We start from the raw sequence: 11,693 nt of genomic DNA, 5'->3' as shown, positions 1-11,693 counted from the left end.
ATGCGGGTCCGCCATGAGGCGAACCCGCCGTCTTTCATCCTTACGATCAGCATCGGCAGCGTCACCCGCTCACCTTCTCGCGAGCGCTCCCGCATGAGCCCAGAAGATCTAATAAGCCTCGCCGACAAAGCGCTCTACCGCGCAAAGCAAAGCGGCCGCAACTGCGTCGCGACCGCCAAGGCAGCTTAAATCCGCGCCGTTAGAACACGCATTCCTTGAATGCCGGCAGCACCGAGCCGCCCCATGCGCCGTGATATTGCTCCAGCAGTCGCTCCGCCGGGGTGCGTCCGGAACTGGCGATCTCTTCGGCGTAGGCGAGATGCTTCGTCTCGTCCTGTCCTGTCGCATCGCGATAGGCGCGGCGCTTGAGGCCGGCATGGGAGAGGGCCAAGGCATCGCGCGCGACATCCTGTGCGGAGCGGCCTGCGATGGTTGCTTTCAGGGCGAGCTTCGGCACGTCGGCACGTAGCTGCTCGCGCTGTTCAGCGCTCCAGCCCTTCACCAGTTCCCAAGCATCGTTGAGGGCTGTTTCGTCATACAGCAATCCGGCCCAGAACGCGGACAGGGCCACGATCTGCTCGGGGCCGCCGACATCGGCTCCGCGCATTTCGAGATAGCGCTTCATGCGCACTTCCGGGAACAGGGTCGAGACGTGGTTCGCCCAGTCGGAATGGGTGGCTAATTCACCCGGCAGCTGCGCGAGCTTGCCCGCGAGAAGATCGCGGAAGGAGGCGCCCGCCACGTCGTGATAGGTCTCGCCGCGCTTGACGAAATACATCGGCACGTCGAGTGCCCATTCCACGTAAGCATCGTAGCCGAAACCGTCCTCGAACGYGAAGGCCATCATGCCCGTGCGGTTCCTGTCCGTATCGAGCCAAATGTTCGAGCGCATGGAGAGGTAGCCGTTGGGCTTGCCGTCCGTGAAGGGCGAGTTGGCGAAGATCGCCGTCGCGATGGGCTGCAGCGCCAGCGACACGCGCAGCTTCTTCACCATGTCGGCCTCGGACGCGTAATCCATGTTCACCTGCACGGTGGACGTGCGGTACATCATGTCGAGGCCGAGAGAGCCGACCTTCGGCATGTAGTTCGTCATGATGCGATAGCGCGCCTTCGGCATCACCGGTGTCTGGCTGCGAGTCCAGAGCGGGCTCATGCCGAGGGTAAGGAATTCGATGCCGAGTTCTTTGCCGACAGCCTTTGCATCAGCAATGTGCTGCGCGGTCTCGGCGGCTGTCTCGTGCAAAGTTTTCAGCGGCGCGCCCGACAATTCGAACTGCCCGCCGGGCTCCAGCGAAATCGCGCCACCGCCGGCCTCGTCGAAGAGGCCGATGGGCTGGCCGCTCTCGATGATGGGTTCCCAGCCGGTGCGCGCCTGCAAACCTTCGAGCAACGCACGAATGCCCTTGCCGCCCTCATAGGGAACGGGCGAAGCATCGGCCGTGTAGAACGGGACTTTTTCGTGCTCCGTGCCCAGCCGCCATGTGTCGCGCGGCTTCTCGCCGGACGCGATCCACTCCACGAGCTCCGACCGAGCGCCAATAGGGGTCGTATCGGATACGTCCCGCGCCATAGATCACCTCATCATCCAAAAAGCGCGTTCAAGGCGCGCCGACTCAGGGATCGCGTCTAAATAGGCGGGTTGCGGTCAAGCTGCAATGAGGGCCCGCCATAAAGCGTAGTAGCAGGCCCTACTCTCGCCGATCTGTCCCCTCAATGCCGGTGCGTGGTCTCCCCCATCGTCTCGGCGCTCAGCCAATCGACCACGCCGACCAGGGCGTCCCGGCTCGACAGGCCACGGCCGAGGGCCTCCGTATAGAGGGTCAGCTGCTGGTCGGCGCTGGTGCCGCGGGCCACGATCCAGCGGGCGAGATCGATCTCGCGCTCGCAGCCGAGTTCCCGGGCGTCGTCCGCCACAAGGTCGAGAACCTCGTCGAGAAGCTCGCGGACCGGCTTGGCGCTGCGGGTCTTCTCGTCAACGAAGCTGCCATGGATGCCGTAGCGCTGGGCGCGCCAGCCGTTCTCGTCGTTGATGGCCCGCGACGCGCCGGTCTGGCCCGCATTGAGCGTGGTATCGAGGCTCAGGCGGCGCACGAGGCAGCGATAGATAGCGGCGATCGCGATGGTGTCGTCCACCCGCGTGCAGCTGTCGGCCACGCGCAGCTCAAGGGTCGGGTGCTTCAGCGAGGGCCGGATCACCCACCACACATAGCTCGAATTCTCGATGGCGCGGGCGGAGACCAGGGTGTCGATATAGCGCTTATAATCCTCCGGCCCGTCGAACAGGTCGGGAAAGCCCGTGCGCGGCAGCTCACGATAGGCCGCAAGCCGGTAGCCGAGAAGGCCCGTGCGCTGCGCCTGCCAGAACGGCGAGGAGGTGGAGAGCGCCAGCAACAGCGGCAGGAACGGCTGAATGCGGTTCATGATGTCGACGCGGGTCGACAGGTCCGGCACCTCCACATGCACGTGCATGCCGCACAGAACCGTGCGGCTGCCGAGCATCTGGAGATCGTGCATCACCTTGCCGTAGCGCGGCTGCGCATTGGGGCGCACCCGCGTCCAGATGGCGAGGGGATGGGTGCCCGACGCCATGATGGAGAGGTTATAGTCGCGCGCGACCGAGCCTACGGAAGCACGAAGCCCTGCGAGCTGCGTGCGGGCCTCGGAGAAATCGACCAGCGGCTTGGTGGCGATTTCGATCTGCGGCTCGAGCATTTCGGGCTGGATGCTCTCCGAGACCTGCTCACGGCAGGAGGCGAAGAATTCCTTGATCTTTCCGCGCGCGACATCGCGCTTGGCGGCATCGTTGACGAAGTACTCTTCTTCGATGCCGAACTTGAAATCCCAGCTCATTTCCCAGACGTCCTTCTGATTATTATTTTGGAACGATCTATGTGCATTTGGCGGCCTTCCGCACCCGCACCAACCTCGCCCCGAATGGGGCGCGAGTGGGGCGGATCGGCGTAAAAATGCTAAGCTTCTGAGGCTACAGGCAGATCGGCTTAAGCCGCTGTCGAGCGTATGCCTTAGGTCCAATCGCCAAGCACGGATTGGACGAGTGCGAGCGCGGCAACAGCGGCTGTATCAGCACGCAGGATTCGCGGTCCCAACGATACGCGGATACAATTTTCGTGGGCGGCGACAAGCGCTCTCTCCTGATCGGTGAACCCTCCTTCGGGGCCCACGACAACTGCAAGGGATGGTTCTTTGTTCCCAAGCTTGGCCAGAGCATCCACAGGGTTCGAAACCGGCGCATCCTCGTCACAGAAAATCAGGGTCCGGTCCTTGTCCAGACCGGCGATGAAGCGCTCCAGATTTTCCTCTTCGCGGATCTCGGGAATCGTCAGAATTCCGCATTGCTCGGCGGCCTCGATGGCGTTGCTTCGCATGCGCTCCAGGTTCACCCGGGTGCTCTGGGTCCGGCGTGTCAGGACCGGTTGGAGGACGCCCGCCCCCATCTCCACGGCCTTCTGGACCATGTAGTCCAGGCGGGCATGCTTGAGGGGCGCGAAGGCATAAATGAGATCGGGAGCGGCGCCCTGGGCCCGCACCTGCTCCATGCAGACGAGGTCCGCCGCCTTGCGGCCTTCCACAGCCACCTCGGCCCGCCACTCGCCGTCCCGCCCGTTGAAGACGAGCACCGCCTCCCCCGCTTTCAGGCGCAGCACATTGAGCAGGTAATTGGCCTGTCCCCGGTCGAGGGGAATCCTCGCACCGTTGTGAAGGGGCGCATCAAGGAACAGGCGGGGGGCGTTGAAGTCGTACTCAGCCATGGAAACCTGGGGAAATTGAGAAAAAGCCTTTATCAACTTCTTCTACTTAAAGGGAGAGCGCCTAAATTTAGCTACGCTCACCTGACATTCAGGTACGGAATAACACATTCCAGGCCGGAGGCGACCAATCGCCCCTTGGCCAGGGGAGCCGATACCTGTTAACAGAACGCAGGCTCGCGAGACGTCGCGGGCTTTTTAAAGGGTTTTGCCATGACGCACATCCGTCCGTACCTTATGGCCGCGCTTGCCGCTGCTGGCATGTTCACGGCCGCTCCTGCCTTCGCGCAGTCGAGCGCCTGCCAGGATGGTCAGAAGATCCTGTTGGAACGCCAGAATCTCGTTAAGCAGGTTCAGGCACTGACCGGCGGCGGGAAGAAGAAACAGATCGACCCCCGTGCCGCCTGCACAATCTTTTCCAAGCTCGTGACCAACGGCACCGCCGGCTCCAAATGGATGACCGACAACAAGGACTGGTGCCAGATCCCCGATCAGGTCGTCGAGAATTTCAGCCAGGACCACAAGCGCGCCCAGGACTTCAAGGGCCAGGCCTGCGGTGCAGTCGCCAAGATGGCCGAGATGGAAAAGAGAGCCAAGCAGCAGGCAGCCCAGCAGCAACAGCAGGGCGGCCCGCGCATGGGCGGCGGCCTGACCGGCACACTCAGCGTGCCGAAGGGCGCGCTCTGACAAGCGCCTACTGAACATGGAACGCCAAGCGGCGTCCTCCCTTCCCGATGCGGTGCGGGGCCATTGGGCCGACCGGTTGGCTCCGGACGGCTTGCGCCCGTATCTGCGCCTTGCACGCATCGAACGCCCCATCGGCTGGTGGCTTCTGCTTCTCCCCTGCTGGTGGTCGGCGGCCCTCGCCGCCATCGCCGGGGGACAATCCTGGCCGAACCCGGTTCATTGCCTGCTCTTCCTGATCGGCGCCGTGGCCATGCGGGGTGCGGGCTGCACCTATAACGACATCGTGGACCGGGATCTCGACACCCGGGTCGAGCGCACCCGTGGCCGTCCGCTGCCTTCAGGCCAAGTAAGCCTCAAAGGGGCGCTGGCCTTCCTCGGTCTCCAGGGCCTCGTGGGGCTTCTCGTTCTGCTGCAATTCAACGGTTTCGCCATCGCAACGGGCTTCGCCTCGCTCGGCGTCGTCGCGCTCTATCCCTTCATGAAGCGCTTCTTCTGGATGCCGCAGATCGTGCTGGGGCTGGCCTTCGCTTGGGGCGCGCTGATGGGCTGGGCCGCTGCCTTCGGCTCTCTGAGCCTCGCGCCGATCCTGCTCTATGCGGGCAGCATTGCCTGGGTGGTAGGCTATGACACGATCTATGCCCTGCAGGACATCGAGGACGACGAGGTCGTCGGCATCAAGTCCTCCGCCCGATTCTTCGGCGAGCGGGTGACGCTCGGCGTAGGCATCTGCTACGGCCTGACCGTGGCCCTGCTGATCCCGGCCTTCATACTTATCGGCGCCGGCATTCCCGCCTTTATCGGCCTGGGCCTCTTCGCCCTGCATCTCGGCTGGCAGGTGGCGCGGATCGACCGGAATGACGGGGCCGGCGCCCTGCGGCTTTTCCGCTCGAACCGGGACGCGGGCCTCCTCCTCTTTGCTTTCATGGTGTTCGACGCTCTGATCTAGCCTGGAACCGCCCTGGCATCTTTTGCCGATCTTCCCCATCTGGAGTGCGATGATATCTCCCTCCGACTTTTCTGCCCTCACCCACTCCGTCAGCGACATCGCGCGCCGGGCTGGTGCTCTCGCGCAGCCCTATTTCCGCGCCGGCGCGCAGACGGCGGCGAAGCTCTGGTACAAGGGGCACAGCTCGCCCGTGACCGAGGCGGATATCGCCCTCGACACCTTCCTCAAGGACCAATTGCTCGCCCTTCTGCCGGAAGCCGGCTGGCTCTCCGAGGAAACGGCGGACAATTCCGAGCGCCTGGATCGGCGCCATGTGTGGGTGGTAGACCCCATCGACGGCACTCGCGCCTTCGCCTCGGGGCACCCGGACTGGGCGATCTCGATCGCCCTTGTCAGCGATGGGGAGCCGGTGCTGGGCATCCTGCACGCCCCGATCCACGAGCATCTCTACGAGGCCGGAATCGGCATGGGCGCGCGGCTCAACGGCAGGCCGCTCATGCTGTCCGGAGACGATCCCCGCCGTCCCGCCCGCGTGGCGGGCCCCAAGCCCCTCGTGGACCGCTTCGAGCGCGGCTCGGATTCCATCGAGCGCCTGCCGAAGGTGCCCTCGCTGGCCTTACGCCTCGCGCGGGTGGCCGAGGGCTCCATCGACGTGGCTCTGGTCTCGTCCAATGCCCAGGACTGGGACATCGCGGCGGCCGACCTGATCCTGCGCGAAGCCGGGGGCCTGCTCACGGACTTGGCAGGAAGACAGGCTGTCTATAACAGGCCCGAAAYGAGCCACGGCGAAATGATTGCCGTTGCGTCACGGTTGCATCCTCGCGCTATTGGAGCCATGAGGATTTGAGTAACCTTTGCTTCGCAGCAATCGTCCCTGTCACACCCATCAGAAGAGCCTCGCATCCATGACTGACACCCCTGGCAAACAGCTCCTCCATCTGGTTTTCGGCGGCGAGCTCGACAGCCTCGAATCCGTTGATTTCAAGGACCTCTCCAAGCTCGACATCGTCGGCATCTTCCCGAACTACGCCTCGGCCCACGCGGCCTGGAAGGCCAGGGCGCAAGCAACCGTGGACAATGCGCAGATGCGCTACTTCATCGTCCACCTGCACCGCCTGCTGGATCCGCAGCAGGCCTGATCCCGCAGCCGATGGGTCTGTTCAAGCGCGTCATCCGCTCGCAGGCGGTCCAGGAGAGCCTGGGCCTCCTTGTCGCGGGCTATCTCAAGCTCGTGCAGCGCACGAACCGGTTCGTCGTCGAACCGGCGGATGCCTATGACCGCATCGGACCGCAAATGCCCGTGATCGCCGCCATGTGGCACGGGCAGCATTTCATGATTCATTTCGCCAAGCGCCCGCAGGACCGCGCGGCGAGCCTCGTCTCCCGCTCGGCGGATGGCGAGTTCAACGCCATCGCGCTTCGCCATCTCGGCATTCGGGCGATCCGGGGCTCCGGCGCACGCGGCCGCGACATTCGTAAAAAAGGCGGCGTCCAGGCCATGCGCGGCATGCTCAAAGCCCTGAACGACGGCGAGATGGTGGTGATGACCGCCGATATCCCGAAGATCTCCCGAATCTGCGGCGTGGGCATCGTCACCCTGGCGCAGATGTCCGGCCGGCCCATCGTGCCCGTCGCCGTGGTGACGAGCCGGCGGATCGACTTCAACAGCTGGGACAGGGCCAGCATCGGCCTCCCCTTCGGCCGGGGCGCCATAGTTCTGGGCGAGCCCGTGCATGTGCCGCGCGATGCGGATGCGGCAGCGCTCGAAGGCCATCGCCTCACCGTCGAGCGGGAACTCGACAGGATTCACGAGAGGGCCTATGCCCTTGTGGGATCGAAGGATCCCGGCGCAAAGGATCCATCAAGCCCCGCCCTTGCAGGAGGCTCGCAGGCATGAGCACTCCGGTTCTCTTCAAGGCCTACCGCACCGCGACCGCGTTTCTCGAACCAGCGGTGCTGGGCCTCCTCTACTGGCGCCGCCACAAGGGCCGCGAGGACAAGACGCGCCTTGGCGAACGCCAGGGCTATCCCAGCCGACAGCGCCCCAAGGGCCATCTGGTCTGGGTGCATGGCGCGAGCATCGGCGAGACGCTTTCCCTTCTTCCCGTGGTGGAGCGCCTGACCCAGCGCGGCCTCTCGGTTCTCGTGACCTCGGGCACGCGCACCTCCGCTTCCCTCATCGCGAGGCGGCTGCCGCCGGGCGCGGTGCATCAGTTCGTGCCCCTCGACGTGCCGCGCTATGTGCGCCGCTTCCTGGATCACTGGCAGCCCGATCTCGCGCTCGTCGCCGAATCCGAAATCTGGCCCAACACGATCATGGCCCTCGAAGAACGGCACATTCCGCTCGTGCTCGTGAACGGGCGCATGTCGGATCGCTCGTTCCAGCGCTGGCAGAAGATGCCCAACGTCATCAAGTCGCTGCTGGAGCGCTTTGCCCTGTGCATGGCACAGACGCAGGACGATGCGGAGCGGCTCGCCCGCCTCGGCGCGCCGCGCGTGGTGATGACCGGCAACCTCAAATTCGATGCGGCCCCTCCCCCCGCCGATCCGCGTGTGGTGGCGCATCTGAACGGCCTCGTCGCTGGCCGTCCGGTCTGGCTTGCCGCCAGCACCCATGCAGGCGAGGAAAGCGCGATCATCGCCGTGCATCGAGCTCTGGCGAAACGTCATCCGCACCTGCTGACCATCATCGCACCCCGGCACCCGCATCGCGGCCCTGAGGTCGCCTCCATTGCGGCCCAGGCAGGCCTGCGCGCCAGCCGCCGCTCCGAGGGTATCCATCCGGACCGCGCGACCGATGTCTATGTCGCCGACACCGTGGGCGAGATGGGGCTGTTCTACCGCCTGTCTCCCATCGTGGTGATGGGCGGCTCTCTGGTGGCTCATGGCGGGCAGAACCCCATCGAGCCGGCGAAGCTCGGCGCGGCCATTCTCCATGGCCCGCATGTCCACAATTTCGAGGATGTCTATGCCGCGATCGATCTCGCACGCGGCGCCCTGATGGTGAACGACAGTGCGGCGCTCGCCCGCGCGGTGAGCGAACTCCTGACCAACACGGCGCTCACCCGCGACATGGCGCGGGCAGCAGGCGATGCGGTGCAGTCTCTCGGCGGCGCGGTGGAGCGCACGATGCAATCCATCGAGCCCTTCATCGTGCAGGCCAAACTGGGAGCCCAACGCTGATGCGCGCGCCCGGTTTCTGGTGGACGCAAACCCCGTCCGCTCTGGCGAACCTGCTCCGCCCGCTCAGTGTCGTCTACGGCGCCATCGCCGGACGCCGCATGGGCCGCAAAGGCGAGCGCGCCAATCTTCCCATCGTTTGCATCGGCAATTTCACGGCGGGCGGCGCGGGCAAGACGCCGACAGCACTCGCGATTGCCGAACTGCTCGACGGCTCCGGCGAAAGCCCCGCCTTCCTGTCGCGCGGCTATGGCGGACGCCTGCGCGGCCCGCTCCAAGTACAGCCGCATCACTCCCCCAACGATGTGGGCGACGAGCCGATCCTGCTGGCCGGCATGGCCCCCACCATCGTCTCGCGCAAGCGTCCTGTGGGCGCGAACCTCGCCTATGAGATGGGCGCGACCGTCGTCATCATGGATGACGGCTTGCAGAATGCATCGCTTCAAAAGGATTGCGGCATCGCCGTGGTCGATGCCGCCACCGGGATCGGCAACGGCCTTCCCCTGCCCGCCGGCCCGTTGCGCACCTTCATGGACGCGCAATGGCCCGCCATCGACGCCATTCTCCTCATCGGGAGCGGTGCGCCGGGCGAGGCGCTCGCCCGTCAGGCCGGCCTTTTGGGCAAGCGCGTTTTCAGGGGTAGCCTCGTGCCCGACCCCACGATCGCCAAATCCCTTGAAGGCAAGCGGGTGCTGGCTTTCGCAGGCATCGGGCGGCCGGAAAAATTCTTCGATACCTTGCGCGATTGCGGCGCCATCGTGGAAGTGGCGAAGACCTTTCCCGACCATCATCCCTACAACGCGGCCGATCTCGATTCCTTGAGACAGGAAGCGCGCATGCGCAGCCTGATGCCGGTGACGACGGAGAAAGACCTCGTACGCATCGCAGCCGCTTCTCAATCGGAGCCCTGGACGAGCCTGTCCGTGCTGCCGGTGCGCCTGAAGATCGAGGACGCACCAGGCCTGCGCAATTACCTCCTGCGCAGCATCAACGACCGGCGGTTAAGAGCTTAGGCACACGTCATCATCGGCCCTGCGTCGGGGGCTACGCCTTCGGAACCTCCATACAGCCTCATCCTGAGGATTAAGAGTAGGAAATGAAGACGTGGATAGCCGCAACAAGTGCGGCCATGACGGTAGAGACCTAAACGCTTGAAAAGCTTAGCGCGACAACTCACCCGCGATGCGCTGCATCACGGCTTCCGGCGTCGCATAGGGTTCCTGCAGCTCGACGCTCCAGTACTTCAATTCGTCGAGGGGAATTTGCTGGCCGGTGACGGCGCAGCGCACGAAAGCCCCCGGCTTCACGATCCGCAGGTTGCTGTCGAGATATTGCACCACGGCTTCGCCGCTGCTGCGATCCATTTTGTTCATCATCGAGGCCATCAAAAGCTGTCCGGTCGCCGTTCTTCACATAAGGGCTCGTGGCCCCTGTTTTCAATGCCGACTAGAACAAAGCGCCCTGCTCTTCCGCGACGACGAGCTTCGGCTTCGCAGGCTTGGGCCGCGAGCCGATGCGCCCGCCGGTGGCGTCGGTCTTGCCGTCGGCGAATTCCAGCACCAGCGCCTGCCCGTCGAGTACCGCATCCGCCGAGCGCAGGGGCTGGCCGTCCGCATCCCGCACGAGGGCGAAGCCGCGCTTGAGCACGGACTTATAGTTCAGGCTGTCGAAGAGCTTGGAGACCGCGTCAAGCCGGTCGACCTTGCGGGCGATCTGGCCTTGAAGCGCAGGCACGAGACGCTCGGCCACACGCTGCGTGACTTCCGTGGATTGGGCGATGCGCGTGCGCTCTGCGCGCAGCAGCGTCTCTCGGGAGACGACGAGCCTGCGACCGATCTGCTTGAGGCTTTCCTCGCGCAGCACGACCAAGCGACAGACCGCGTTGTGGGGGCGTGGGCCCACCGCATCGAGGCGCGCGCGCATGCGCGCCACGTTCGCCACCGGCGACACATGGGAGAGCTGGCGCGAGACCTTGAGCAGCCGCTCCTCGTGGCCGCGCGCGTTGCGCGACAAGGCCGGGTAGAGCTTGGTGGCCGCAAGATCGAGCCGCTGGCGCTTGGGCGAGAACAGGGCTTCCGGCGTCGGCAGGGCGCGGGCCGTCGCCCGCAGATCCGAGCGGCGGCGCTCGATGAGGCGAAGCGTCGCTTCCGTATGACGGCGGGCGAGATCGTTGACGCCGGCCATCAGCTCGACGCGCACCGGCACTACCATCTCGGCAGCGCCTGTCGGCGTCGGCGCGCGCATGTCGGCGGCATGGTCGATCAACGTCCAGTCCGTCTCGTGGCCCACCGCCGAGACGAGCGGGATGCCGCTCTCGGCTGCGGCCCGCACGACGATCTCTTCGTTGAAGCCCCACAGATCCTCGATGGAGCCGCCGCCGCGCGCGACGATCAGCACATCGGGGCGCGGAATGCGCCCGCCGGGCTCCATGGCATTGAAGCCGCGAATGGCCGCCGCCACTTCCGCCGCGCAGGTATCGCCCTGCACACGCACCGGCCAGACCAGCACGTGGCGGGGAAAGCGATCCTCCAGGCGGTGAAGAATGTCGCGGATCACCGCGCCTGTGGGCGAGGTGACGACGCCGACCACGCGCGGCAGGTAAGGCAGGCGGCGCTTGCGCTCGGCGGCGAACAGCCCCTCGGCGGTGAGCTTGCGACGGCGCTCTTCCAGCAGCGCCATGAGAGCGCCGATGCCGGCGGGCTCCAGGCTGTCGACGACGATCTGGTACTTGGACGAACCCGGGAAGGTGGTGATGCGCCCGGTGGCGATGACCTCCATCCCCTCCTCGGGGCGGATCTTGAGCTTGGCGAAGGCGCCCTTCCAGATCACCGCATCGATGCGGGCGTTCTGGTCCTTGATGCAGAAATAGGCGTGGCCCGAGGAATGGGGCCCGCGATAGCCCGAGACCTCGCCGCGCAGGCGCACGAAACCGAAGGCATCCTCAAGGGTGCGTTTGAGAGCGCCCGCGAGATCCGAGACGGACCATTCCTGGGCGTTGGAGGGTGCTTTTTCGGCGAACATCAGGAGAACCTAATCGGTCGCCCCCACCCCTGCCAAGGGCGCTGGACGCATGAGGTTTGGATAAGCCCGGCCCTGCGACCCTTTGGTTGAGG

At 65.2% G+C, this 11,693-nt stretch carries 13 protein-coding genes; 8 read left to right on the top strand and 5 right to left on the bottom strand.

Features of this window, described 5'->3' with window-relative positions; genetic code table 11:
* The coding region (locus ACXJKO_RS14095; RefSeq protein ID WP_457091719.1) for a diguanylate cyclase domain-containing protein at nucleotides 1-189 on the top strand (189 nt) is incomplete at its 5' end.
* 10 nt (nucleotides 190-199) lie between these two features.
* Here the strand turns inward: ACXJKO_RS14095 and ACXJKO_RS14090 are convergent.
* The 3 genes from ACXJKO_RS14090 to ACXJKO_RS14080 all read right to left on the bottom strand — a co-directional run bounded on the left by ACXJKO_RS14090 (nucleotide 200) and on the right by ACXJKO_RS14080 (nucleotide 3,770).
* Nucleotides 200-1,570: a glutamate--cysteine ligase gene (locus ACXJKO_RS14090; RefSeq protein ID WP_457091718.1), complete on the bottom strand. Its 1,371-nt coding sequence runs from the start codon at nucleotides 1,568-1,570 to the stop codon at nucleotides 200-202.
* Nucleotides 1,571-1,710: 140 nt separating this feature from the next.
* Nucleotides 1,711-2,850 (bottom strand): carboxylate-amine ligase, encoded by a 1,140-nt coding sequence (locus ACXJKO_RS14085; RefSeq protein WP_457091717.1) that lies wholly within the window; start codon nucleotides 2,848-2,850, stop codon nucleotides 1,711-1,713.
* Between the two features lie 173 nt (nucleotides 2,851-3,023).
* The gene (locus tag ACXJKO_RS14080) at nucleotides 3,024-3,770 is read right to left on the bottom strand and encodes a 16S rRNA (uracil(1498)-N(3))-methyltransferase (protein WP_457091716.1); all 747 of its coding nucleotides are present in this window, start codon (nucleotides 3,768-3,770) and stop codon (nucleotides 3,024-3,026) included.
* 210 nt (nucleotides 3,771-3,980) lie between these two features.
* Between ACXJKO_RS14080 and ACXJKO_RS14075 the strand changes: the two genes are divergently transcribed.
* Genes ACXJKO_RS14075 through lpxK form a run of 7 tightly spaced genes read left to right on the top strand, consistent with a single transcriptional unit; the run spans nucleotide 3,981 to nucleotide 9,593 of the window.
* Nucleotides 3,981-4,454 carry a hypothetical protein gene (locus ACXJKO_RS14075; protein WP_457091715.1) on the top strand — a complete coding sequence of 158 codons (474 nt, stop codon included), beginning with the start codon at nucleotides 3,981-3,983 and terminating at the stop codon, nucleotides 4,452-4,454.
* Nucleotides 4,455-4,470: 16 nt separating this feature from the next.
* Nucleotides 4,471-5,400: a 4-hydroxybenzoate octaprenyltransferase gene (ubiA, locus tag ACXJKO_RS14070; protein WP_457091714.1), complete on the top strand. Its 930-nt coding sequence runs from the start codon at nucleotides 4,471-4,473 to the stop codon at nucleotides 5,398-5,400.
* Nucleotides 5,401-5,449: 49 nt separating this feature from the next.
* Complete coding sequence (locus ACXJKO_RS14065) at nucleotides 5,450-6,247, top strand: inositol monophosphatase family protein (RefSeq protein WP_457091713.1); 798 nt, start codon at nucleotides 5,450-5,452, stop codon at nucleotides 6,245-6,247.
* A 58-nt stretch (nucleotides 6,248-6,305) separates the two neighbouring features.
* On the top strand, nucleotides 6,306-6,539 hold the full coding sequence (locus ACXJKO_RS14060; protein ID WP_457091712.1) for a DUF4170 domain-containing protein: 234 nt from the start codon (nucleotides 6,306-6,308) through the stop codon (nucleotides 6,537-6,539).
* 11 nt (nucleotides 6,540-6,550) lie between these two features.
* A complete protein-coding gene (locus ACXJKO_RS14055) occupies nucleotides 6,551-7,297 on the top strand; it encodes a lysophospholipid acyltransferase family protein (protein ID WP_457091711.1) in 747 nt (248 codons plus the stop codon).
* On the top strand, nucleotides 7,294-8,583 hold the full coding sequence (locus ACXJKO_RS14050; RefSeq protein ID WP_457091710.1) for a 3-deoxy-D-manno-octulosonic acid transferase: 1,290 nt from the start codon (nucleotides 7,294-7,296) through the stop codon (nucleotides 8,581-8,583). Before ACXJKO_RS14055 ends, ACXJKO_RS14050 begins: the two co-directional genes overlap by 4 nt.
* The gene (gene lpxK, locus ACXJKO_RS14045) at nucleotides 8,583-9,593 is read left to right on the top strand and encodes a tetraacyldisaccharide 4'-kinase (RefSeq protein ID WP_457091709.1); all 1,011 of its coding nucleotides are present in this window, start codon (nucleotides 8,583-8,585) and stop codon (nucleotides 9,591-9,593) included. The genes ACXJKO_RS14050 and lpxK overlap by 1 nt, the downstream gene beginning before the upstream one ends.
* 147 nt (nucleotides 9,594-9,740) lie before the next feature.
* On the opposite strand, the gene ACXJKO_RS14040 is transcribed toward lpxK, so the two are convergent.
* Both ACXJKO_RS14040 and xseA read right to left on the bottom strand, forming a co-directional pair.
* Complete coding sequence (locus ACXJKO_RS14040; RefSeq protein WP_457091721.1) at nucleotides 9,741-9,953, bottom strand: DUF2093 domain-containing protein; 213 nt, start codon at nucleotides 9,951-9,953, stop codon at nucleotides 9,741-9,743.
* A 73-nt stretch (nucleotides 9,954-10,026) separates the two neighbouring features.
* On the bottom strand, nucleotides 10,027-11,601 hold the full coding sequence (xseA, locus tag ACXJKO_RS14035; RefSeq protein ID WP_457091708.1) for an exodeoxyribonuclease VII large subunit: 1,575 nt from the start codon (nucleotides 11,599-11,601) through the stop codon (nucleotides 10,027-10,029).
* Between the last annotated feature and the right edge of the window lie 92 nt (nucleotides 11,602-11,693).

Source organism: Microvirga sp. P5_D2 (assembly GCF_054049475.1).
The sequence above is the reverse complement of the archived record's forward strand: the minus strand, read 5'-3'. Positions and strand labels throughout refer to the sequence as shown.

Coding starts and splice junctions, on each gene's coding strand:
- xseA (WP_457091708.1), bottom strand. CDS start 11,601: ATGTTCGCCGAAAAAGCACCCTCCAACGCCCAGGAATGGTCCGTCTCG.
- ACXJKO_RS14085 (WP_457091717.1), bottom strand. CDS start 2,850: ATGAGCTGGGATTTCAAGTTCGGCATCGAAGAAGAGTACTTCGTCAAC.
- ACXJKO_RS14050 (WP_457091710.1), top strand. CDS start 7,294: ATGAGCACTCCGGTTCTCTTCAAGGCCTACCGCACCGCGACCGCGTTT.
- ubiA (WP_457091714.1), top strand. CDS start 4,471: ATGGAACGCCAAGCGGCGTCCTCCCTTCCCGATGCGGTGCGGGGCCAT.
- lpxK (WP_457091709.1), top strand. CDS start 8,583: ATGCGCGCGCCCGGTTTCTGGTGGACGCAAACCCCGTCCGCTCTGGCG.
- ACXJKO_RS14080 (WP_457091716.1), bottom strand. CDS start 3,770: ATGGCTGAGTACGACTTCAACGCCCCCCGCCTGTTCCTTGATGCGCCC.
- ACXJKO_RS14075 (WP_457091715.1), top strand. CDS start 3,981: ATGACGCACATCCGTCCGTACCTTATGGCCGCGCTTGCCGCTGCTGGC.
- ACXJKO_RS14040 (WP_457091721.1), bottom strand. CDS start 9,953: ATGAACAAAATGGATCGCAGCAGCGGCGAAGCCGTGGTGCAATATCTC.
- ACXJKO_RS14060 (WP_457091712.1), top strand. CDS start 6,306: ATGACTGACACCCCTGGCAAACAGCTCCTCCATCTGGTTTTCGGCGGC.
- ACXJKO_RS14055 (WP_457091711.1), top strand. CDS start 6,551: ATGGGTCTGTTCAAGCGCGTCATCCGCTCGCAGGCGGTCCAGGAGAGC.